We start from the raw sequence: 21980 nt of genomic DNA on the forward strand, positions 1-21980 counted from the left end.
AAAGCAGACTCTTAAATTAATATATAGAAGTTTTACAGGTAATATCGATTATGAAGAAAAAAACCGCAATCTGGCTTCCTTTTATCATTGCAATAAGTATCGTTTTGGGAATTTGTATAGGACGTTTTTACCATCAAGCCAGTACAATAGGTTCTCGTATTTTTGCAAAACAGAATAAAATAGAAACTCTATTGAGCATCATCCAAAGTCAATATGTCGATACAGTAAATATCAACAAGCTGGTAGAAAACGCAATGCCTAAAATTATCGGAGAATTAGATCCCCATTCTGCATATATTCCAGCCAAAGATCTGCTCAGCGTAAATGAAGAACTGGAGGGAAGCTTCAGCGGTATCGGCATACAATTCAGTATATTGAACGATACGATTACGGTAGTCAGTGTTATACCCGGCGGACCATCAGAAAAAGCAGGGATTCTCCCGGGAGACCGAATTGTTACGATCAACGATACGGTTTTTGTGGGTAAAAGCGTAGAACCTATGGATAAAGTAATGAAGAAGTTGAGAGGTCTAAAAGACTCTAAAGTTGATTTAGGTATAAAACGTTCATCGGCAAAGAAACTGCTTAATTTTACCATCACTCGAGGCGACATTCCTGTCAATAGCGTAGATGTATCATTCAAAATAAATGACAAAACAGGATATCTGAAGATCAGTAAATTCGGGCGTAATACTTACAATGAATTTATGAATGCTTTGGCTAAATTGCGAAAGGAAGGTGCTGACCGATATATTATCGATTTACGGGGCAATACAGGAGGATACATGGATGCCGCAATTAAAATGGTTAATGAGTTTCTTCCCAAAGACCAATTGATCGTATATACCGAAGGAAAGGCTTTTCCCCGCAGTGAAGGAAACGAAGCCTACTCGGACGGGACAGGGGCTTTTCAAAATAATCAAATGGTCGTACTTATGGATGAATGGTCTGCATCTGCAAGCGAGATTTTTGCAGGAGCAATTCAAGATAATGACCGCGGTACGATAGTAGGAAGACGTTCATTCGGGAAAGGACTGGTACAACAGCAGATTCCTTTTTCCGATGGATCGGCCATACGCCTGACTATCGCCAGATATTATACCCCTTCCGGAAGATCGATACAAAAAGAGTATAAGATGGGGGATATAGAAGATTACAATCAAGATCTGATGAACCGTTTCTTGCATGGAGAATTCGATACAAAAGACAGCATCAAGCTAAACGATTCCTTAAGCTACGAAACTCGAAACGGACGCATTGTATATGGTGGAGGCGGTATTATGCCGGACATATTCGTACCCCGAGATACAATCGGTATCACGTCCTACCTGAACAATGTCGTAAATAACGGTATTATTTATCAGTTCGCTCTGGAATATACGAATAAACACAGAAAAGAACTATCTCAATTTAAAGATTACGGAAGTCTATTGCAATATTTGAAACGGAAACCTTTACTTGATGAGTTTGTTATATATGCCGCATCAAAAGGAGTAAAACCCCGTCCGGTATATATTAATATTTCCCGAAAAATAATAAATAACCAATTACATGCTTATATAGCCCGGAATTTATTGGGAGATGAAGCATTTTATCCGATATTGATGCTGGAAGATAAAACATTTCTGAAAGCAGTAGATATTCTTGATGAAAATAAAGGTTTTCCGGAAATACCTGATAAATAAAAAATAAAGTCATGTGCAAGAAGTCTGACATCAGAATGAGCATAAAAGACCTAAAAAAAAATATAACGGCAGAAGAGCGAACCCGATTCTCGGAACAGATCAGATGTCGTATAGAACAGTTGCCGGAATTTAAACAGGCAAAAACGATTCTTTTATATCATTCTTTACCGGATGAAGTAGATACTTCTTCTTTTTTGAGATTATGGAAAGAAGATAAACGCCTCTTACTTCCAGCCGTAAAAGGGGACAATCTGATAATCAGAAATTATCATCCGGAAAAACTCAAAACAGGACGTTACGGAATCATCGAGTCTCAAGGAGACAGAATTACCGATCTTTCGGTTATAGATATGATCATTATTCCGGGAGTCGCTTTCGACAAAAAACGTAATCGGCTGGGACGAGGCAAAGGATATTACGACAGGTTACTATCACAAGTTGAAACATGCAAAATAGGAATCTGTTACGATTGTCAGATTACAGACTTTTTGCCTGTAGAGAAACATGATATTCCGATGGACTACATAATCACGGAATCGGGAATCATATAACTGTGTGAATATTTAAACTTTCTAATAATTAAAGAATATGCCTTTAGTATATGCAGATATGAAGCTCTGCGACATCATATTGCATGAACCGACATTGATACCCGTATTAAACCGGTTCGGGATCACATTAGGTATAGGAGACAAGAGTATCCGCTCGGTTTGTGAAGAAAATTCTCTCGATACGGATTTCTTTCTCACAATACTAAACACATTCATCAATGAAGAGTTTTTTCCGGAAAACAGGCTAAAAACGTTTTGTGCGACTCAAATAGTAGACTATCTGACAAAAACCAACATTTATTATGAGTGCTTTCAGTTACCTAATATTGAGCGACATTTCAATTCGCTCATTCAGTACAGTGGGACTTCGGGAAACAATCTCGAATTGATACATCAATTTTTTCTAAAAGTGAAAAATGAGTTATTGAGCCGTATCGAGCATGACCGGGCTGTATGGTTTCCCGAAATAAAACTACTGTCTGAAAAAATAGGCAACCAACGTCCCGATGGAATAAAACTTCCGACAAAAGGATCGTATGATGAGCAAAACTCTTTAGAAGAAAAGCTTCATGATCTCACCAGTTTGTTTGTTATGCATTTGTCCGGGACGATAGATCCGAACCTCTGCTATGGGGTAATTTTCGCGATTTATACGCTTGAAAAAGATATAAAACAACATAACCGCATTCGCAACAGAATTTTGTTACCGATGAATGAAGCTATGAAACGAGGAAAAAACGACAACTAAAACGAATCAGGCTTAATGTTACATAATAAAGATATTGCGATTATCTCTCCTGTTACATTGATCAATATCGGATTGAAACAAATTCTAACCGATTATTTTTCTGCCGGGAATATCACGGTATATACCGATACCGAATATTTTTTATCAGAATCTCCGGAGAAATATGATTTATACTTCACATTTCCGGATACATTTCTGCTCCATTATGATTTTTTCCTTCCGCGTAAAGGGAAAACCATTCTGCTGACAGACTGTAGTTATCCGCAAACGGACTTTTCAAATATAGAATACCAGCTTTGCATACGCTCGGAACAAAACTCTTTGATCGAACAATTACAAAACCTGATCGAACGCACATGTCAAAAATTTTCGAACGAAAGTCAGGAAGAACTGTCTCCCAGAGAAATAGAAGTACTACAACTTATAGCACAAGGATTTCTTAACAAAGAGATTGCAGACCGACTCAATATCAGTATCAATACGGTTTTGAGTCACAGAAAAAACATCACAGCCAAATTGGGAATAAAAAGTGTGTCCGGACTCAGTTTTTATGCGATGATGAACGGATATGTTTCTTCTGCAGAAATTGAATAAATGAAAATTATTAATTAAAATAAGAAAGTAATGAAATTACGCAGTGTAACAACAATTATTTTATTGTCTGTATTCGGGTTGATAACATATGCCCAACAAATGGCCCCTCTGCCTATCGACCCGCAAGTTAAATATGGAAAGCTGGAAAACGGGCTGACCTATTATATTCGTCATAACGCATTTCCTAAAAATAGAGCCGAATTTTATATCGCACAAAACGTCGGTTCGATATTAGAAAACGACAGCCAAAGAGGTCTTGCTCATTTTCTGGAACACATGGCTTTTAACGGAAGTAAAAATTTTCCGGGCAAATCGATGCTGAATTATTTAGAATCGAATGGAGTAAAATTCGGAACAGATGTAAATGCATATACATCATTCGATGAGACGGTTTATAACATATCAAATGTTCCTGTAAACCGTGAAGGTATCGTTGATTCATGTCTGCTCATCTTACACGACTGGTCTAATGCCATTGCCTTGGAAGACAAAGAAATCGATGAAGAACGGGGGGTAATTAGAGAAGAATGGAGAACCCGAACCAACGCCAACATGCGTATTCTCGAAAAACTTATTCCACAGGTATTCGCAGGTAGCCAATATGCCAACCGTATGCCTATCGGGACAATGGATATAGTTATGAACTTTCCTTACCAAACATTAAAAGATTATTATCACAAATGGTATCGTCCCGACTTACAAGGAATTATTATTGTAGGAGATATAGATGCAGATAAAACAGAAAAAAAACTAAAGGAAATTTTCAATACCATTCCCAAACCGGAAAATGCTGCCGAACGAATCTACTATACTGTCCCCGACAATAAAGAACCGATTATCGCCATTGCAAAAGATAAAGAAGCTACAGGTAGTCAAGTGACCGTATATTACAAACACAAACCTATGACCAAAGAGCTGAAAGCTACTATTGCAGGTATTGCCGGTATTTACCTTAAATCGGTCACTTCAATGATGTTGAACGATCGTCTAAAAGAAATATCGGAAAAGCCGAATGCCCCTTTCATGTCTGCATACAGCTATGACGCAAATTTTATTGTTTCCAAAACAATGGATGCATTTACGACTATGGCTGTCAGTAAAGAGGGAGAAACTCAAAAAGTACTTAAGGCTCTTCTCCAAGAAACCGAACGTGTAAACCGATTTGGGTTCACCGAATCGGAATATGAACGGGCAAAGGCTAATCTGTTGAGTATGATCGAAAGTATGTATAAAGAACGGGAAAAGCAAAAGAATAATTCTTATGTTGAAGAATATGTCAGCCATTTTACAGATGGAGGATCAATATGCGGTATCGAAACCGACTATATGCTTTTAAATAAAGTCGCTGCTTCTACCGGTATCGAACAAGTAAACAAATACATACAAGACCTTATCGGAGAAGAAAATATCGTAGTTACTATTACCGGACCAGAAAAAGACGGAGTTTCATATCCATCGGAAGCAGAAATACTGACTCTTTTAAAAGAGATTAAAAATGAGGAACTTCAACCTTATACCGATAAAGTTTCGAACGAACCGTTAATCAGCCACGAACCTAAAGCCGGAAGCATAATAAAAACGACTACCGACAAAAAATTCGGTACAACGATATGGACTCTATCAAACGGTGCTAAAGTCGTTATTAAACCAACGACGTTTAAAGATGACGAAATTTTAATGACCGGCATCAGCAAAGGCGGAAATCTGTTATACGAAGACAAAGATATTCCCAACCTTAAAATATTCAATAATATTATAGATTTGGGAGGATTAGGAAACTTTAATAACATAGATCTAAAAAAAGTATTGGCCGGAAAAAACGTATCTCTGAGCATAGGACTGGACGACCGCTCTGAAATCGTTAACGGAAGTTCTACTCCTAAAGATTTGGTTACATTAATGCAGTTGCTTTATCTCTCATTTACAGATCAGCATAAAGATCCAGAAGCTGTAGAAGCATGGAAAAGCAAAATAAAGGACATGTTGAAAAATGTCAGCGCCAATCCTCGTGCAGCTTTCAAAGATTCTCTCAATGTAGCTCTATATAAAGAGAACCCGAGAAAAATGAGTCTGAAACCTGAAGAAATAGACCAAACCGACTATGACAGGATATTGCAAATATGGAAAGAACGGTTTGGAGACGCTTCTGATTTCACATTTACTTTTGTCGGAAATATTGATGAAAAAGAACTGAAACCGTTGGTAGAAAAATACATTGCTTCTCTCCCATCTACATACAGCAAAGAAAAACCGGGTACGGATAAAGTGGGAATTCGCATGGATAATTATACTAACCATTTTGAAAAACCCATGCAGACCCTGACTTCAACAGTATATGGGGCGTATGTAGGCAAATGTAAATACTCTTTGGAAAACAACATAAAACTGAACATGTTCGACCAAATTATGGATATTGTTTACACAGCGACCATTCGAGAGGAAGAAGGCGGAACATACGGAGTCGGGACTCAATCTGTCCTTTCTAAAGAAACAGACACGTGGATGTTCCTTTTCGGGTTCGACACAAATCCCGAAATGCAGGAAAAACTCCAGAAACGAGCTATTTCTGAATTGGAAAAGACCATAAATGAAGGACCTTCGGAAAAAGATTTCAATAAAGTAAAAGAATACATGCTGAAAAGTCATACGGAAAATTTGCATGAAAATAAATACTGGTTAGGAGTAATCAATACATATAACCGGTACGGTATTGATAATATGTCGGGATTCGAAGATATTGTAAAAAAACAGACTCCGGAAAGTATCCAAAAATTAATGAAAAAGTTATTTTCAAAAGCCGCATTTATTGAAGTTTCGATGAAAGGTGTACAAGAATAAGTTTCCAACACCTCATAAAATAACAACTATTACAAAAGCGCCATGCCTTGTTTTTCTGAGGCATGGCGTTCTTATATTCCATTTTTTATTCTTAAATTCGCCTCCGGACAATCCATTCCCGTCGAATTTATAAAAACACATAATATTTACATAACACACACTATCATGAAAAAGATTTTTCTATCAAGCACTTTTCTAATCATGTGCGCTCTTCCGGTAAAAGCTGAAAATCTAAAGCTATGGTACAAACAGCCTGCGACACAATGGGTCGAAGCTTTACCCTTAGGAAATTCCCGACTGGGAGCAATGGTCTACGGAATTCCAGATAACGAAGAAATTCAACTAAATGAAGAGACTGTATGGGGAGGCGGCCCACACCGCAATGACAATCCGGAAGCAAAAGACATTCTGCCAGAAGTACGACGTCTCATTTTCGAAGGTAAATCAAAAGAGGCCAAACCGATCATGGAAAAAAAATTCAGGACTCCCCGCAACGGAATGCCTTACCAAACCATAGGAAGTTTAAAGTTGCATTTTGACGGACATGAAAATTACACAGATTACTACCGAGACTTAGATTTAACAAGAGCTGTTGCTACCACTCGTTACAAAGTAAACGGTGTAACCTATACACGAGAGTTATTTACGTCATTTGCCGATAATGTAGTAATCATGCAAATCACCAGTGATAAACAAGGAGCTTTGAATTTTACAGCCGACTATGTATCACCGTTAAAACACTCCGTTTCCACCAAAAAAGGGAAATTAATTCTATCAGGAAAAGGTGCTGATCATGAAGGCGTGCCCGGTGTTATCCGACTTGAAAACCAGACATTCATAAAAACGACAGACGGCAAAGTAAAAACTTCGGACAATAAAATTTCAGTTTCCGATGCAACGACCGCTACTATCTATATTTCAGCCGCTACAAACTTTGTTAATTACAATGATGTAAGTGCAAATGAGCATAAACGTGCAGACGCTTATATGAAAGCAGCACTAAAGAAACCTTATGAAAAAGCTTTGGCCGATCACATTGCTTACTACAAAAAGCAATTCGATCGAGTAACATTGGATCTCGGCACGTCTAAAGAGGCACAAGAAGAGACCCATTTACGAGTAAAAAACTTTAAAAACGGGAATGATATCTCCCTCGCCGTATTAATGTTCCAATTCGGACGTTATTTACTCATATCTTCATCCCAGCCCGGAGGTCAACCGGCAAATCTTCAAGGAATCTGGAACGAAAAATTACAAGCTCCGTGGGACGGTAAATACACGATAAACATTAATACAGAGATGAATTACTGGCCTGCAGAAGTAACCAATCTTAGTGAAACACATGAACCTCTGATCCAAATGGTTAAAGAGCTTTCGGTAAGCGGACAAGAGACTGCAAAAGAGATGTACGGTTGCAACGGATGGGTAACACACCACAATACAGACTTATGGCGCAGCTGCGGCCCTGTCGATGGCGCAGATTATGTATGGCCCAATGGTGGAGCTTGGCTCTCTCAACACGTCTGGCAACATTATCTTTACACCGGAGATAAGGAATATCTACAAGATGTTTATCCGGCACTAAAAGGCGTTGCCGATTTTTTCCTCGATTTTTTGACAGAACACCCGACATATAAATGGATGGTAACCGTACCGTCAAGTTCTCCGGAACATGGACCGAGAGGTAACGGTAACTCTATCGTAGCCGGTTGCACGATGGACAATCAGATCGCATTCGACGCTCTCTCAAACGCCTTGCAAGCAACTAAAATATTAAATGGAGATGCGGATTACTGCAATAAATTGCAAAATATGATAGATCGCCTTGCTCCTATGCAAATCGGCCAGTATAACCAATTGCAAGAATGGCTTCAAGACGTAGATGATCCCAACAATGACCACCGTCACGTTTCACATCTATACGGTCTATATCCCAGCAATCAAATTTCACCGTACAATCATCCCGAACTTTTCCAAGCTGCCCGCAACTCTTTAGTTTACAGAGGCGATAAAGCGACAGGCTGGTCTATCGGATGGAAAATTAATTTATGGGCACGTTTGCTAGACGGTAACCACGCCTACAAAATCATACAAAACATGTTGATGCTGGTAGAGAAGGGTAATAATGATGGAAGAACATATCCGAATCTCTTTGATGCACATCCACCTTTCCAAATAGACGGGAACTTCGGATATACGGCCGGTGTAGCCGAAATGTTACTACAAAGTCACGACGGGGCTGTACATTTGTTGCCAGCCTTACCCGATGTGTGGCGCAGAGGAAGTGTAAACGGCCTTATGGCACGCGGAGGTTTTGAAGTCAGTATGGACTGGGACGGTGTACAACTCAATAAAGCCCGTATATTATCAAAGCTCGGAGGAAACCTGCGAATTCGCTCTTACGTTCCTTTAAAAGGAGACGGAATAAAGCCGGCCAAAGGTAATAACCCTAACCCCCTTTACCAAACGGCAAACATAAAAACTCCCTTAATTTCTCCGAAAATCAATCCCCAATATCCTCTATTATACAAAGTGTATGAATATGATATAATGACAGAACCCGGAAAGACTTACGAAGTAGAGCGAGACGGGAAACATTAATAACAATCATTATAAAATGCCGGTACTTTCAAATAAAGAATACCGGCATTTTTTATAAAATTTAAATTACGATATAAAAACCTGTCATCTAAATTTTCCGATAAAAATATTATCAGGTCATTTTTATATTTTCTTCCGATCTATGTTATTGGCAATATCGGTACAATTTCTCCAGAGGGAAATCGACTATTCGACTATTTATGGAAATTTTTTTCAAATTCTACCTGAGTAAAGTTTAAATAAGTTCTAAGCTGTTACAAATTAACGCGATTAACCGAATATTGAATTTTGTTTATATAGAAAAATCGTTGTTTTCGGAACTATTTTCAAAATAAAAGGCTACATTTGCGTGAATAAAACAAATCTTTTTAAGTATGGCTAAGATAAAAGGTGCTGTTGTAGTGAACAACGAGCGTTGCAAAGGATGCGAACTTTGCGTTGTGGCATGTCCTGCTGACGTGTTGGCTCTCCAGCCGAAAGAGGTAAACGATAAAGGGTATCATTATGCATACATGAAAAATCCCGATAATTGTATCGGATGTGCCAGTTGCGGTTATGTTTGTCCCGACGGATGTATTACCGTATATAAAGTAAAACTATAAACGAGAGTCTCCCACTCTCTTCACTTTAAAATAAGAACAAGATATGACAGAAGATGTAAAATTAATGAAGGGAAACGAGGCAATAGCCCATGCTGCCATACGTTATGGAGCAGACGGATATTTCGGTTACCCTATCACTCCGCAATCTGAGATTATGGAGACATTAATGGAATTGAAACCTTGGGAGACTACCGGCATGGTGGTACTTCAAGCAGAAAGCGAAGTAGCTGCAATCAATATGGTTTATGGTGGTGCCGGATGCGGAAAAGCCGTGATGACATCATCTTCAAGTCCGGGAGTCAGTTTGAAACAAGAAGGTATTTCATATATTGCAGGAGCCGAACTTCCCTGCCTTATCGTTAACGTCATGCGAGGAGGTCCCGGTTTAGGAACTATACAACCGAGTCAGGCAGACTATTTCCAAACAGTAAAAGGAGGAGGACACGGAGATTATCGTCTTATTACTTTAGCACCGGCCTCAGTACAAGAGATGGCAGACTTCGTCGCTTTAGGCTTCGATCTGGCTTTTAAATATAATAATCCCGCCATAATTCTTGCAGACGGTATTATCGGTCAAATGATGGAAAAAGTGGTTTTGCCGCCTTTCCGGCCACGTCGCACCGAAGAAGAGATACGTAAACAAATGCCTTGGGCAACTCAAGGTAAACTAGCCGGACACAAACGGAACGTTATCACATCTTTGGAACTCGACCCGGCTATCATGGAAGAAAACAATATTCGTTTTCAAGCCAAATACCGCAAAATAGAAGAAGCGGAAGTGCGCTATGAAGAGATCGGTTGCGAAAATGCCGATTATTTAATGATAGCATTCGGTTCAATGGCCCGTATTTGTCTGAAAACACAAGAAATGGCCCTCGCAGAAGGCATAAAAGTAGGGGTATTGCGTCCGATCACATTATGGCCCTTCCCATCGAAAATCATTGCCGAATATGCAAATAAGGTAAAAGGTATGATTTCGGTAGAATTAAATGCCGGGCAAATGGTCGAAGATATACGCTTGGCCGTCAACGGAAAAGTTAAAGTCGAACATTTCGGCCGCTTAGGAGGAATCGTTCCTACTCCGGATGAAGTGCTCAATGCTCTTAAACAGAAATTGATGTAATCCGGGCATTTCCTTTTTACAAAGGATAAAATCGAAACCTTTTTACAAAAGAGTACGAAAGTATTCTTACAGACGATTAAAAACTCAAGATTATGGATGTAAACGAAATCATAAAACCCGAAAACCTCGTATATGACAAACCGAGGCTGATGAACGATAATCCCATGCACTATTGTCCGGGATGCAGCCACGGAGTTGTCCACAAACTTGTCGCCGAAGTTATCGATGAAATGGGAATGGAAGAACAAGCCATCGGTATCGCTCCGGTAGGTTGTGCTGTGTTTGCCTACAATTATATCGACATCGACTGGCTCGAAGCGGCACACGGACGTGCACCGGCAATAGCGACCGCCGTAAAACGTCTGAATCCGTCAAAAATGGTATTTACATATCAAGGTGACGGAGACTTAGCCGCTATCGGTACGGCAGAAACTATTCATGCTTGCAACCGAGGGGAAAACATCGTTATCATATTCATTAATAACGCAATCTACGGTATGACCGGCGGACAGATGGCGCCTACGACATTAGAAGGAATGGTAACGGCAACTTGCCCTTACGGAAGAAATGTAGAATTAAATGGTTATCCGCTAAAAATATCAAATCTCGTAGCACAATTAGACGGGACATGTTATGTTACACGTCAAAGCGTGCACACGGCTGCTGCCGTAAAAAAAGCGAAGAAAGCATTACGTCAGGCTTTTGAGAACTCTATGGCACGCAAAGGGACTTCATTGGTCGAATTTGTTTCGACTTGTAACTCCGGATGGAAAATGACTCCGGATCAAGCAAATAAATGGATGGAACAAAACATGTTTGCCAAATACCCGTTAGGAGATTTGAAAAATGAATAATTTGTAAAAACCGATCACAATGAAAGAAGAAATAATTATAGCCGGTTTCGGTGGGCAAGGTGTCCTTTCGATGGGTAAAATTCTGGCTTATTCGGGTCTTATGGAAGATAAAGAGGTAAGTTGGATGCCTTCTTACGGACCGGAACAACGTGGCGGAACAGCCAATGTAACTGTTATTTTAAGTGATGAACGTATCAGTTCTCCCGTATTGAATACTTTCGACGTCGCTATTATTCTGAATCAGCCGTCTTTAGAGAAATTTGAAAACAAAGTAAAGCCAGGCGGAATCCTAATATACGACGGTTACGGAATACACCACGCTCCTACTCGAAAAGATATCGATATATATCGTATAGATGCTATGGACACTGCAATCGAAATGGAAAATTCGAAAGCATTCAATATGATCGTGCTCGGCGGATTGTTGAAAGTAAAACCGATGGTATCTCTTGAAAATGTGCTGAAAGGGTTGAAGAAGTCTTTACCCGAACGGCATCATAAATTGATTCCGATGAACGAACAGGCTATTTTGAAAGGAATGGAAATTATCCGGAAAGTATAAAATCTATACCATACAAACCGGACAAGGCGACCGCTTTTATAAAGCAGCCGCCTTTTTTATTTTATCCAATACTATTGAAAATAAGACCTAAATAATATTTTCACATTCTCAAATACATTAAAAACAAATACATTATGTTTGTTTTATGTCAAATGATTCCTATTTTTGCATTATCACTATTCTAAACACACACATAATGAAAACACTTAAATTATTTTTTTTCTGTGTTCTTTGCGCTATAACGGCACAAGCGAACAATTACAAAAGTATCCGGGATTTCAACGTATTGCCGACTAACACTCCGGAAGTAAACAAACAAAATCTCCAAAAAGCAATAGATTGGGCGGCTCAATCGGGAGCAGCTTTATTCGTCGATCCGTCAGAGACCCCCTATCCCGTAAACGGAGGAATAATTCTAAAAAAGAATGTTTCTCTGATCGGAGTGCACGGCCCTACGGGAAGAGGAACTAAGCATCCCTCAAAAAATCATCCCGTAGGTTCGGTATTCAGCATTACCGACAAAGACAACCCTTTCATTTCCGTACAATCGGCAACTCAAATACGAGGTATCCAATTCTGGTATCCGGAACAAACTCACACAAAAGCCGATGAAATCATAAAATATAAACCGACTATCCAAATGTGTTCCGATCAAAGAGCTCATGGTGTTACTCTGTCTTGTCTAACATTTTACGGAGAATATACTGCCATGGACTTTACTGCAACCCGAAAAAATACAAGCGAACTGGTGCTTATCGAACATTGCTACGGTTATCCATTAAGTGGACAATTTATCCGAATCGATTATTGTTATGACATCCCCCGAATTTTACACTGTCATGTAAATCCGGCAAATATGAGGGAATTCGGCCGTTCATTCAAACGGGAAATTATCGATGCCGTAATTGCAAATCAAACCTATGCTTTTTATATAGACCATACAGATAATGCACAGTTGATGGATGTATTCACATTCGGGACATACGGTGGGATATATTTAGGAGCTGAATCATACGGACAGTTAACAAATTTCAATCTCGACTGCGTCACAATAGGTATCTACAAGAACGGATCGGGCACAAAAAACCGAAACTGGCAAATCGCTCAAGGCTCGATTATCGCTAATGCCGGAAAATCGATAGGAGAGATACATCCCATTGTCATTGAAGGACAAGGGCACACGGCAATATCGAATGTAGAAGCTTTTTCGGGAATGAACGGAGCTCTCACCGCAATCGGACAATCTTATGATTATTTACTTGTAAAAGGGGATAAACGGTTAACAATATCTATGTTTGGCTGCCGGATGAGAAACTATGTATCTAAAAATCCCATTACTGTACAAAACAAACAGGCAAAAATTCAAGCAGTAGCTTGCATAGATAAAAACGAAGAGTTATACAATAAGATCATCAAATAAATTTCTAATTATATTATTCTCTTTTATATATCGGACCTTTCAAGGTATTTCTCATAACTATCGGTTATAATATTAAAATTTGAATAAACGGACATTTTTCAGAAACCAATTATTACGTATCTTTGTTAATATAATTACGTATTTATTTCTAACATAAAATATTCAAGGTTATGAATTACCTAACAGACAAAAAACTGACAATCGTAGGAGCTGCCGGAATGATCGGCTCAAACATGGCTCAAACGGCATTAATGATGAAACTAACCCCAAACATTTGTCTTTATGATCCTTATGCGCCGGCTCTCGAAGGTGTTGCCGAAGAAATGCTTCAATGCGGTTTTGAAGGAGCAAATATCACTTTTACCAGCAATATAAAAGATGCTCTTACGGGAGCTGACTATGTCGTTTCTTCCGGAGGCGCTGCCCGTAAAGCCGGAATGACCCGTGAAGATCTACTAAAAGGTAATGCAGAAATAGCAGCCCAATTTGGAAAAGATCTGCGCAACTATTGTCCGAATGTAAAACATGTCGTTGTCGTATTTAACCCTGCAGACATTACAGGTCTGATAACTTTACTTTATTCAGGATTAAAACCTTCTCAAGTTTCGACTTTAGCAGCTCTTGACAGTACCCGTTTACAAAATGAATTGGTAAAATATTTTAAGATTCCGGCTTCCGAAATAAAAAATTGTCGGACTTATGGCGGTCACGGAGAACAAATGGCGGTATTCGCTTCAACAACTACAATAAAAGGCAGTGCTCTTTCTTCTTTAATAGGAAGTGAACAATTGCCGGAAGCTGAATGGAAAGAAATAAAACAAAAGGTTATACAAGGCGGTAAACATATTATCGATTTAAGAGGACGTTCTTCGTTCCAGAGTCCGGCTTATTTATCCATTGAGATGATTGCTGCTGCCATGGGTGGTGCTCCATTCCGCTGGCCGGCCGGAGTATATGTACATTCTGGCAAATTTAACCATATCATGATGGCAATGGAGACTGCTATTACAAAAGACGGCATATCTTATAAAGAAGTAAAAGGCAATGCCACTGAAGAGAAAGAACTTGAAAGCAGTTACGAACACTTGTGTAAACTACGGGATGAAGTTATCGCGATGGGTATAATTCCTCCTATCAACGAATGGCACAAACTTAATTCCAATATAGATTGAGAAAAAGCAGGGAAAATCCCTGCTTTTTTATAACTCCATTCCCCTGTTTTTCGAAATCATCCGGGAACAAATTCTTAAATTACCGAATTATTATCCCCCTAAAATCGATATTGACCGTACGAGTATAATCAGACGGTATTCCTCCTTTCTTTCCCGGAATCCACTTCGGCATTTTACTTACCACTCGTATAGCTTCTTTAGCTAATTCTGGTGCTGTACTTTTTGTCACTTTTATATCCGATAACGTACCATCAGACTTTACAACAAACGTTACTTGTGCAAACCCGCTCTCTATTCCTTTATCTAATAAAGCAAACGGAAATTTCTTGTTCTTCTCAATAAAATTAAACATAGCCGTTTTACCTCCGGGAAATTCAGGTAATCGCTCACTTTCCAATCTTTTCCCATCCGGTCCGATGACACCTTTAATATCTATCCCAGGTCTCAGTCGAACAAAGATTAGCCCTACATTCTTCCCGTATTTATCAAACAGCCTTTTCAACTGAGGATTTTTATCTGCATCCTTAATCACATCGATAGAAACAATGTCTTCAAGAATCTGCATATCCTCAAAATCTTCAGAATCGACATAAGTATCATTCACAAAATAAACCGGTTGTTTCTTATTCATCTCTGCAACAGTATCTTTCGAAACACATAACGATACGGCCATTATCTGTAATGACATAAAAAACATAACGGATAGCAAAAGTGCTTTTACATAAACGAAAAATAATTTCTCTTCTCCCATAAATTCATCGTATTTATTCTTCAATAAACGCTAACGAAAGATAATAAAAAAATACATATATTTAAAACACTTTCGGATATTATAACACAATGATTTCTTATTAATTATGAATTATAGAATTAAAAATAGTCATTCATATAGCATTCTCTTTATCTTATCTCTATACCATAATGCCGTCCGGGCATCGTTCAGCCAATTATATTGACCGATTGGATATGATCCTCTCATCTGCTCCATTTCATTAACTGTCAACGTTATTCTTTCCAATGCTGAAAGAATATCCTCTTTCAACATTTTAGGATATGACTTTTTATCTCCCGTATATATTCTTATTCCATAATACGCCGTACACACAGCTTCATGCAAAGAAGCGGTAAGATAGGTACGATAAAAAAGCTGTTGCAATTCGTTATATGCAACAGAATCTAATACAGGTTTCGTTTTTTCTATTTCTGACAATGCTTCGGCAGCAAGCCTGACTCCATATCGCTTTTCCGTTACTATATATCGGTAATATAAACTGTCCATCTTCTCACCGACATCCATCCATCGTCTATCAAAAACTTCTTTTACTTCAACAAATGACGGAGAAAACCATGACTTGAATTGTACCGGAGCTATGTGATTTACAATATCTTTCCAATAATGGAAGGTTCTATTTACATCATGTTCTACCCGAACGACCGGAGGATCTATCCATCGACCCGACACATGCCGACTATAGCCCCATTTATTATTTTCATAGTTCAACGAAGAGTGATCTGTAAGATTTGTGCCTAATGTATAGAAAACAGACGTCACTATATCGAATGCTTCCTGAAAAGCTTTTTTTATCGGCAATAAAGCTGTGTTGCCATATTCCGACTCTATAAATTCGTTATATACCCGATCTACAGAAATTTTCGGATCTTCCGTCATTCGTTTCAAGGCGTACAATTGGATAGCATTAGCAGTGTTTACAATACTCGTATTCCCATATCGATCGGTACGAGCTACATATCCGGTTACATTAGGACAATGTATATAGCTATTCCATCTTTTCATTACATGTTCAGGCCAAGTATTCGCCACCACTCCCTGTCCGCTGTATTCATTGCCTAAATCAAATTCTACAATGACAGGACGATCCATCTTCTGTATATAATAATTATCCGGATGAGTCAGAAAAAAATCATGAGGTGTCTCTTTCATCATCAAAATCACCTCATCATATTTCAGATACTCGATACAACCCGTCGTGCCTTTATATTCCTCTTCAGAGTAAGCAAATGTACGGATATACAATTTCTTTTTTCTTTCACCGATAAGTACATCTGAAATAGCATTCACCACTGCTGCCAACTTCTCTTCCGAAGATTTCATTTTCTTAGAGAACTGCCTCTCCGCATAAGCTCCGGTTTCGATAAAAGTCAGGACAAGCCCGTCTGCCTCTGAAACCCGATCGAGCATCTGACGATAATCGTCTTTCAACCATTCCCAAAATTCAAGATTATCCAAGTCTATCGTTCCCCCAGGACCGGTTCTGAAACGTTCAGGATAATAATCTATATCATACAAACTATGATCCCATAGCAAAACCTCGTTTATCCCCTCCGAATGAGCCAAATTTACAAGCTCATTGACTTGCGCGCACACTTTTTCTTTTTTTATTTCCCTCAAATCATGGATAATCTCATGAGATAACTGAAGCTGATTTATGTCATACTCTTTCGCCGCTTTTATCGTTCGGACAGCAGCATTCATATCATCTGATAAAATAATCCATCCCCGAACATCTTTATTATTAAACTGATCCGGAAGAGTTTTTCCTAAGGTCACACAGACAGGGCACAATAAAAAAAGTACAAACAATACAAAACTGAAATTTTTCATGAAACTTATTTTTTTCATTATTATCGACGATAGACTTTCATTAGCTTTTCTTCATAAGGTATAGGATAGGCCGTTATCCAAACTTCCGGTTTCAAATTCAATTTATCAGATTCATAACCCAACACAAAAACCTCTATCTGCTTTCCTTCCATACTTTTATCTAAAGGGAAAAAATAAGTATAATTAGAATCAGACAAGACTGTTGCATTTTCCCACGGATTGGCAGGATAAGACACGGCCCTTGATGCAGCACCTATATATTGGCCATCAACTTTTAAAGTTGCATACGCTCCTTCGATCCCATGTCTGCCATTGATAGCAACACAAAGATAGCTGCCCTTAGGCACTTGTCGCAAACTAAAATTACCATTCCATGCCCCTGCACATTTCACGGCATCAGCAAACAGATTACTGGCTCTGAAATTTTCCGAATTCAGTTTTTTCCCACCTGCATATACTTCGACTTCGGCAATAGCTTCAGGAAACGGATTTAATTTCAGATAACGCATTTCTTTTTCGATCTTCAGATTCATCGTCGTATCTGCCAAAAATAAAATAGATTCCCATGTTTTCAAATCGGAAGAGATTCTGGCAAAATTACCCTCTGCCATCATCAATGGTTGCAACATATATTCATTATTCACTTTTATACGGATACTATCCACAAACAATGAATGTCCAAGATCTAATCGAAAGCAACCGCCCTTTATCCGACGACCTCCTTTAATTTTAGATACCCCGAAAAACGTATTCATACGTCCATCGAACAAGTTTTTATCCCAAACGCCACGATTGATAAATGCAGGTTGAGTAAAAAAGGCTTCACGTGCAGCCTTTACTTGCGCAATTTTCGTATTACCAGACCGACACAAAGATCGCACTTCCAAAGCATTATTATCTGCCGCAAAAACCGTTGCTTCATATAAAGCAGCAGCATCCCGAGGAATAGAACTAGGAAATAGTTCTACAAGTTTTCTATGATAAAATTCGGTATATTTCTCACCGAGAAACGAAATCTTAACACCATTTTTCCGAGTCACGGATTTTGTCACATCCTTTCCCGAAATCTCGACTTTCTCTATATCGGAAACACCCGTTAAACGGATATTCGCCTCTGTTCCCGGGAATCCCAATAATCTCATCTCTACAGGCTTCCCCGAAACATCTTTTATAATCTCAAAATCAACACCCTCTACTCCGAATTCTTCTATACACTTATCCGATGAAACAGATAAAAGTAAAGAACGGAACGGTAAAACCATCACTTCGACAGACTGACCATACGAATATATACCCGATATTCGCTCCACAGGATGGTACATCCTACATACTACCCTCTTTCCTTTTTTCAATCCGATCTCTTCATCTAATCTGACAGTAATCGTTCGAGGCAACCAACTCAAATTTCTTAAAGTAACTACTCTCACTGAATCATTACCTCGCGATACGGCATATTCTCCATAACTTTCCGGTAATTTCATTCCACTAACCAAACATTCAGCGAATCTCTTATGCAGGTTAAAGATTCTTGCCAACTTAGGATATTCTTCATCGGATAACAACCACGGATTTCCATAAATCTGAGGAGACAGAATCAGCGCTCTGTTGAAAGCCTGCAACACTAACTCATCTTCCCAATAGTCCAAACAAGAAGACACACACACACCATGATCTTCGGTAAGTCTCCTCAAATCCGGAGCATGTCCCCGACTCATAGCTCCTACTCGATTGTGAGTAGCCGCTACGGTATTGCTCGAATTAACATCGATATAACTTTCTCTTCCCTCCCACAAAAATGTAGTTGCATACTCTTCGGCTTTTTTGAGTCCCAAACGATGATTCAGCAAAATCAAATCAGGAGAATATTCTCTGCACTGCTTCATCATTTCTATAAACATACTTTCCTTATCTTCTCTCAAAGGTCCGCAAACTGCATCAAATTTAAACAAAGCCCAATGATAATCACGGCATAGAGATACCAACATATCTTTTCTCCGCTGAGCACTCTTCAATGTATTCCCAAAACCGTCCGGCCCTCCCCACATTCCCAAGCGCATACCATTTTTCTGAGCTTTTCTATATACGGTATCTAATCCGTCAGGAAATTTCTGTTTGAAACGTATCGACTCCATATCTCCGTAAAAATTTTTTCCATCGATCAAACCTGCATCGAAAGCATAAATGTCCAGCTCCATCCCGTATTCGTTCCGAAGCCATTCAAAGAAATCCATATTTATAAGAGTCTGTTTTTCCGAAGGGCCTTCATTCGTATTGTTAATCCATGAGAAATACTCCGAACGAGACAAACTTTTTTCATCAGTTCCGCGATTGACAACCTCTTGAGAAAACAAGTGACTACAAACAAATAATACGCATAATATACATGTGTGTATTTTCATAAATAAAAACTTTTTCCATATCCGTTTTTCCGGATACCGATTTTCAGATTGCAAGGTATGACACGCATGTTAAAAAAATGAGATGAGATATATTAATATGGAGTTAAAAAAAGATTAAAAAGAAATTTCAATTATTTTACAGCATTAATTCCTTTTTAAAGGCTGACTTTATTTTCTACTCCCTTTCCTAAAAGAGAAATATAATAAAAAACTCGCATAAAATATAATCACAAAAAATTTGCTATTATATTTACCTTCAATATTATACAATTTCCGTAAACCTAACAAAAAACTAAAATTTATATATGATGCAACTGATAACAAAATATCTCCCTGCAGATTATACCGATAGCTTTCAAAAAACAATCAGCAGCGAGTCCTCAATACAAGTCAACGACTTATTTAAACTAATGTTTATCGAATATCCCAAATGGGGATTATGGCTGCTAAAAGTAAGAGATTTAATAGTTAAACCGTTAGGACTTAAAACAAACAAAACTTTTATAGATTTAATAATTGAAGAAAATAATGAAGAAATTATTTGGGGAACAGAAGACAAACACCTAACCTTCTATATATCTATATATTGTTCGAAAAATTATAACAAACGACAAAGCGTAAGTTTGACAACAATAGTCAAATACAATAATTTATTAGGGAAAATATATTTCTATATTATCTGGATATTTCACAGAATTGTAGTAAAATATCTCTTCAAACGAGCAATAAGACGTTGGTATAAACAAAGAAGGGTATTAATAAAATAACTATAATAATGAACCAGATAATAAAAAAGTCTGTGATTAAAAATATCCATATTCCGACGGTGTAAGAGACTGCCTAAAAGGAAGATTTACAATAAGAAAAACTGAGAAAATGATTTTACTTCAGAATTTAAGTTTTAGTCTAAAAAAATATAAAATTTATTTTATATCGCTCAAATTAATACGTACATTTGTCCTCTGATAATAAAACCATGTAATTAATTTACAAAGACTATGAGCTATATTCAAAACAACCTACAAGCTGGTGAAGAAATAAAATATAAAGCAAATATTCACTGGTATATATTCGTATATCCGATAATACTATTATTACTGGGAGTTTTCTTTTCATGTGCACAGACAGGTATCATTTATTATATCGGCTTACTTTTGTTATTGTTAGGACTGTTTCATTTGACAAAAAGAATTCTTTTAAAGGTGGGAGCTGAATATGTTGTCACAAATAAAAAGGTAATTCTAAAATCAGGTATTTTAAGCCGGGACGCTCTCGAATTGATTTTAAGTAAATGTGAGGGACTACGTATTAATCAAAGTATTATGGGACGTATTTTAGGTTTTGGTTCTATTATCGTAACTACGGGTGGGGTGACAAATAAATTTAACTTTATTGCTAATCCTATAAAATTCAGAAACGAAATCAACGCGCAAATTCAATAAATACCTCTATACATGGCAACACCCTGCTCTAAAAATGCGAGAAGTGGAGTCAATGCATGTCGAATATTTTCAGAAAACTTATCACAGTTTGTGGATATTATGAACTTTGTCTTTTAAAGGTAAAAAGATGTACTTTAAGGCAGACACAAGGGGATAAAAAAAACTCCCACAAATTCAATAATTTGTGGGAATTATCTGCTTGTTGTCCGATTAATTCAGCGGAGAGAGGGGGATTCGAACCCCCGGTACCCGAAGGTACAACGGTTTTCGAGACCGCCACAATCGACCACTCTGCCATCTCTCCAATACTGCTATTCTTTTGCAGCGAAAAGTACGATATTTTGACTCTGCAAATGTAGATATTTTTTTGATGAGCAAAAAAATATTTTACTTTTTTGTTCGTATAAAAAAGAAGATATATTACTTATAAATAAAATTGTTTGACTATATAATTCTCAGTAAATAGATTTATGAACTTTATTTTGGGGAAAATATTGGAGACCGGAGTTTATGGCAATAAAAAAAACCTACAAATCGCTGATTTGTAGGTTTTTGTCTTCCTACTGTCCTTTTTTGTCCAGTAGGTTCTGCGGAGAGGGAGGGATTCGAACCCCCGGTACCTTGCAGTACAACGGTTTTCAAGACCGCCGCGATCGACCACTCTGCCACCTCTCCAATGCCTTTGTCCTTCAAAAGCGATGCAAAGGTAGTTTATTTCTATAAATACACAAAATTTTGAACATATTTTTTCATATTTGGACACAAT

17 protein-coding genes and 2 tRNA genes are annotated in these 21980 nt (G+C 38.1%); 14 read left to right on the forward strand and 5 right to left on the reverse strand.

Features of this window, described 5'->3' with window-relative positions:
- Window positions 1-50: 50 nt before the first annotated feature.
- The 12 genes from QUE35_RS03610 to QUE35_RS03665 all read left to right on the forward strand — a co-directional run bounded on the left by QUE35_RS03610 (window position 51) and on the right by QUE35_RS03665 (window position 14750).
- Window positions 51-1685, forward strand: coding sequence for a S41 family peptidase (locus tag QUE35_RS03610; protein ID WP_022600990.1), 1635 nt, complete (start codon window positions 51-53; stop codon window positions 1683-1685).
- Window positions 1686-1696: 11 nt separating this feature from the next.
- On the forward strand, window positions 1697-2236 hold the full coding sequence (locus QUE35_RS03615; protein WP_022390009.1) for a 5-formyltetrahydrofolate cyclo-ligase: 540 nt from the start codon (window positions 1697-1699) through the stop codon (window positions 2234-2236).
- A gap of 37 nt (window positions 2237-2273) precedes the next feature.
- Window positions 2274-2984, forward strand: coding sequence for a LuxR family transcriptional regulator (locus tag QUE35_RS03620; protein ID WP_022600989.1), 711 nt, complete (start codon window positions 2274-2276; stop codon window positions 2982-2984).
- Window positions 2985-2999: 15 nt separating this feature from the next.
- Window positions 3000-3578 carry a response regulator transcription factor gene (locus tag QUE35_RS03625; protein WP_009319356.1) on the forward strand — a complete coding sequence of 193 codons (579 nt, stop codon included), beginning with the start codon at window positions 3000-3002 and terminating at the stop codon, window positions 3576-3578.
- Window positions 3579-3608: 30 nt separating this feature from the next.
- Window positions 3609-6416 carry a M16 family metallopeptidase gene (locus tag QUE35_RS03630; protein WP_022600987.1) on the forward strand — a complete coding sequence of 936 codons (2808 nt, stop codon included), beginning with the start codon at window positions 3609-3611 and terminating at the stop codon, window positions 6414-6416.
- 165 nt (window positions 6417-6581) lie between these two features.
- Window positions 6582-9017 (forward strand): glycoside hydrolase family 95 protein, encoded by a 2436-nt coding sequence (locus QUE35_RS03635; RefSeq protein ID WP_031258501.1) that lies wholly within the window; start codon window positions 6582-6584, stop codon window positions 9015-9017.
- 374 nt (window positions 9018-9391) lie between these two features.
- Window positions 9392-9619 carry a 4Fe-4S dicluster domain-containing protein gene (locus QUE35_RS03640; RefSeq protein ID WP_009319353.1) on the forward strand — a complete coding sequence of 76 codons (228 nt, stop codon included), beginning with the start codon at window positions 9392-9394 and terminating at the stop codon, window positions 9617-9619.
- A gap of 43 nt (window positions 9620-9662) precedes the next feature.
- A complete protein-coding gene (locus tag QUE35_RS03645; protein WP_009319352.1) occupies window positions 9663-10742 on the forward strand; it encodes a 3-methyl-2-oxobutanoate dehydrogenase subunit VorB in 1080 nt (359 codons plus the stop codon).
- Between the two features lie 92 nt (window positions 10743-10834).
- On the forward strand, window positions 10835-11596 hold the full coding sequence (locus tag QUE35_RS03650) for a thiamine pyrophosphate-dependent enzyme (RefSeq protein WP_009319351.1): 762 nt from the start codon (window positions 10835-10837) through the stop codon (window positions 11594-11596).
- Between the two features lie 19 nt (window positions 11597-11615).
- Window positions 11616-12158, forward strand: coding sequence for a 2-oxoacid:ferredoxin oxidoreductase subunit gamma family protein (locus QUE35_RS03655; protein ID WP_009319350.1), 543 nt, complete (start codon window positions 11616-11618; stop codon window positions 12156-12158).
- 196 nt (window positions 12159-12354) lie between these two features.
- Window positions 12355-13578, forward strand: a complete 1224-nt coding sequence (locus QUE35_RS03660) for a hypothetical protein (protein WP_022600985.1) — start codon at window positions 12355-12357, stop codon at window positions 13576-13578.
- Between the two features lie 170 nt (window positions 13579-13748).
- The gene (locus QUE35_RS03665) at window positions 13749-14750 is read left to right on the forward strand and encodes a malate dehydrogenase (protein WP_022390001.1); all 1002 of its coding nucleotides are present in this window, start codon (window positions 13749-13751) and stop codon (window positions 14748-14750) included.
- Window positions 14751-14829: 79 nt separating this feature from the next.
- Here QUE35_RS03665 and QUE35_RS03670 read toward each other — a convergent pair whose 3' ends face one another.
- The 3 genes from QUE35_RS03670 to QUE35_RS03680 all read right to left on the reverse strand — a co-directional run bounded on the left by QUE35_RS03670 (window position 14830) and on the right by QUE35_RS03680 (window position 19772).
- Entirely contained in the window at window positions 14830-15501 is a 672-nt protein-coding gene (locus QUE35_RS03670; protein ID WP_022600984.1) for an energy transducer TonB, read from the reverse strand.
- Between the two features lie 129 nt (window positions 15502-15630).
- The gene (locus QUE35_RS03675) at window positions 15631-17373 is read right to left on the reverse strand and encodes a hypothetical protein (RefSeq protein ID WP_031258498.1); all 1743 of its coding nucleotides are present in this window, start codon (window positions 17371-17373) and stop codon (window positions 15631-15633) included.
- A gap of 20 nt (window positions 17374-17393) precedes the next feature.
- The gene (locus QUE35_RS03680; protein ID WP_147404910.1) at window positions 17394-19772 is read right to left on the reverse strand and encodes a hypothetical protein; all 2379 of its coding nucleotides are present in this window, start codon (window positions 19770-19772) and stop codon (window positions 17394-17396) included.
- A 305-nt stretch (window positions 19773-20077) separates the two neighbouring features.
- On the opposite strand from QUE35_RS03680, the gene QUE35_RS03685 reads away from it, so the two are divergent.
- Together QUE35_RS03685 and QUE35_RS03690 are read left to right on the forward strand one after the other, a co-directional pair.
- Window positions 20078-20539, forward strand: a complete 462-nt coding sequence (locus QUE35_RS03685) for a DUF2867 domain-containing protein (protein ID WP_022600978.1) — start codon at window positions 20078-20080, stop codon at window positions 20537-20539.
- 231 nt (window positions 20540-20770) lie between these two features.
- Window positions 20771-21214 (forward strand): PH domain-containing protein, encoded by a 444-nt coding sequence (locus QUE35_RS03690; protein WP_009319343.1) that lies wholly within the window; start codon window positions 20771-20773, stop codon window positions 21212-21214.
- 219 nt (window positions 21215-21433) lie between these two features.
- Here the strand turns inward: QUE35_RS03690 and QUE35_RS03695 are convergent.
- Window positions 21434-21518, reverse strand: a tRNA-Ser gene (locus QUE35_RS03695).
- Between the two features lie 286 nt (window positions 21519-21804).
- Window positions 21805-21889, reverse strand: a tRNA-Ser gene (locus QUE35_RS03700).
- Window positions 21890-21980: the final 91 nt, after the last annotated feature.

The sequence above is a fragment of the Coprobacter fastidiosus genome (assembly GCF_030296935.1).
Lineage (GTDB): Bacteria > Bacteroidota > Bacteroidia > Bacteroidales > Coprobacteraceae > Coprobacter > Coprobacter fastidiosus.

Excerpts from the sequence above, each read along its gene's own strand:
- QUE35_RS03640 (WP_009319353.1), top strand. The coding sequence starts at position 9,392 with ATGGCTAAGATAAAAGGTGCTGTTGTAGTGAACAACGAGCGTTGCAAA.
- QUE35_RS03620 (WP_022600989.1), top strand. The coding sequence starts at position 2,274 with ATGCCTTTAGTATATGCAGATATGAAGCTCTGCGACATCATATTGCAT.
- QUE35_RS03660 (WP_022600985.1), top strand. The coding sequence starts at position 12,355 with ATGAAAACACTTAAATTATTTTTTTTCTGTGTTCTTTGCGCTATAACG.
- QUE35_RS03655 (WP_009319350.1), top strand. The coding sequence starts at position 11,616 with ATGAAAGAAGAAATAATTATAGCCGGTTTCGGTGGGCAAGGTGTCCTT.
- QUE35_RS03625 (WP_009319356.1), top strand. The coding sequence starts at position 3,000 with ATGTTACATAATAAAGATATTGCGATTATCTCTCCTGTTACATTGATC.
- QUE35_RS03635 (WP_031258501.1), top strand. The coding sequence starts at position 6,582 with ATGAAAAAGATTTTTCTATCAAGCACTTTTCTAATCATGTGCGCTCTT.
- QUE35_RS03690 (WP_009319343.1), top strand. The coding sequence starts at position 20,771 with ATGAGCTATATTCAAAACAACCTACAAGCTGGTGAAGAAATAAAATAT.
- QUE35_RS03630 (WP_022600987.1), top strand. The coding sequence starts at position 3,609 with ATGAAATTACGCAGTGTAACAACAATTATTTTATTGTCTGTATTCGGG.
- QUE35_RS03645 (WP_009319352.1), top strand. The coding sequence starts at position 9,663 with ATGACAGAAGATGTAAAATTAATGAAGGGAAACGAGGCAATAGCCCAT.
- QUE35_RS03675 (WP_031258498.1), bottom strand. The coding sequence starts at position 17,373 with ATGAAAAATTTCAGTTTTGTATTGTTTGTACTTTTTTTATTGTGCCCT.
- QUE35_RS03615 (WP_022390009.1), top strand. The coding sequence starts at position 1,697 with ATGTGCAAGAAGTCTGACATCAGAATGAGCATAAAAGACCTAAAAAAA.
- QUE35_RS03680 (WP_147404910.1), bottom strand. The coding sequence starts at position 19,772 with ATGAAAATACACACATGTATATTATGCGTATTATTTGTTTGTAGTCAC.
- QUE35_RS03685 (WP_022600978.1), top strand. The coding sequence starts at position 20,078 with ATGATGCAACTGATAACAAAATATCTCCCTGCAGATTATACCGATAGC.
- QUE35_RS03670 (WP_022600984.1), bottom strand. The coding sequence starts at position 15,501 with ATGGGAGAAGAGAAATTATTTTTCGTTTATGTAAAAGCACTTTTGCTA.
- QUE35_RS03650 (WP_009319351.1), top strand. The coding sequence starts at position 10,835 with ATGGATGTAAACGAAATCATAAAACCCGAAAACCTCGTATATGACAAA.
- QUE35_RS03665 (WP_022390001.1), top strand. The coding sequence starts at position 13,749 with ATGAATTACCTAACAGACAAAAAACTGACAATCGTAGGAGCTGCCGGA.
- QUE35_RS03610 (WP_022600990.1), top strand. The coding sequence starts at position 51 with ATGAAGAAAAAAACCGCAATCTGGCTTCCTTTTATCATTGCAATAAGT.